The following is a 1,470-nucleotide window of genomic DNA, read 5'->3' on the forward strand; positions in this document are numbered from 1 at the left end:
AATAGCTTTTTTTTTGGGAGGACACTGTGATGCTAGCTTTTGTTTTCACCTAAATCCTGTTTGCTGCATAAAAAATTTCAAGAGCTAAACAGGAGTAAATAAAAATGAGTTTAATTATTAAAGCGAGAAACATACGCTTGGATTATGCTGGGCGTGATGTTTTGGATATTGATGAATTGGAAATTCACTCTTATGACCGTATTGGTCTTGTGGGTGATAACGGAGCAGGAAAGAGTAGTTTACTCAAAGTACTTAATGGCGAAATTGTTTTAGCCGAAGCGACATTACAGCGTTTTGGTGATTTTGCACATATCAGCCAACTGGGCGGAATCGAAATAGAAACGGTCGAAGACCGGGCAATGTTATCTCGCCTTGGTGTTTCCAATGTACAAAACGACACAATGAGTGGCGGAGAGGAAACTCGTGCAAAAATTGCTGCCGCATTTTCCCAACAAGTACATGGCATTCTAGCGGATGAACCAACCAGCCACCTTGATCTCAATGGAATAGATCTACTTATTGGTCAACTTAAAGCATTTGATGGAGCATTACTTGTTATCAGTCATGACCGATATTTTCTTGATATGGTTGTAGACAAGATATGGGAGTTAAAAGACGGTAAAATTACGGAATATTGGGGTGGTTACTCGGATTACTTGCGTCAAAAAGAAGAAGAGCGACAACACCAAGCCGTAGAATATGAGCTGATGATGAAGGAACGGGAGCGATTAGAATCTGCTGTGCAAGAAAAACGCCAGCAAGCTAATCGATTAGACAATAAGAAAAAAGGAGAAAAATCCAAAAACTCTACCGAAAGTGCTGGACGACTTGGGCATGCAAAAATGACTGGCACCAAGCAAAGAAAACTGTATCAGGCAGCTAAGAGTATGGAAAAGCGTTTGGCTGCATTAGAAGATATTCAAGCACCAGAGCATTTGCGTTCTATTCGTTTTCGTCAAAGTTCAGCCCTAGAACTGCACAATAAGTTCCCGATTACGGCAGATGGTCTGAGCTTAAAATTTGGTAGCCGTACTATCTTTGATGACGCTAACTTTATAATACCGCTTGGCGCTAAAGTCGCTATAACTGGATCGAATGGAACAGGGAAAACGTCCTTGTTAAAAATGATATCAGAACGTGCTGATGGATTAACCATATCTCCAAAAGCTGAAATTGGCTACTTTACACAAACAGGATATAAATTTAACACGCATAAATCTGTGCTCTCCTTTATGCAGGAAGAGTGCGAGTACACAGTTGCGGAAATTCGTGCAGTATTGGCTTCAATGGGGATCGGAGCGAATGATATTCAAAAAAACTTATCCGACTTATCGGGAGGTGAAATCATCAAACTGCTTTTATCCAAAATGCTTTTAGGAAAATATAATATTTTGCTTATGGATGAACCAGGAAACTATCTTGACCTAAAAAGTATTGCCGCATTAGAAACAATGATGAAGTCCTATGCAG

The 1,470-nt window shown here is 39.9% G+C and carries 1 protein-coding gene; it reads left to right on the plus strand.

What is annotated here, in order from left to right:
- Nucleotides 1-104 precede the first annotated feature (104 nt).
- On the plus strand, nt 105-1,470 hold a 1,366-nt coding region (gene msr(E) / locus FTV48_RS14745; protein WP_180000774.1), incomplete at its 3' end, for an ABC-F type ribosomal protection protein Msr(E).

This window comes from Acinetobacter sp. YH18001 (genome assembly GCF_013416975.1).
Classification (GTDB): Bacteria; Pseudomonadota; Gammaproteobacteria; order Pseudomonadales; family Moraxellaceae; genus Acinetobacter; species Acinetobacter pseudolwoffii.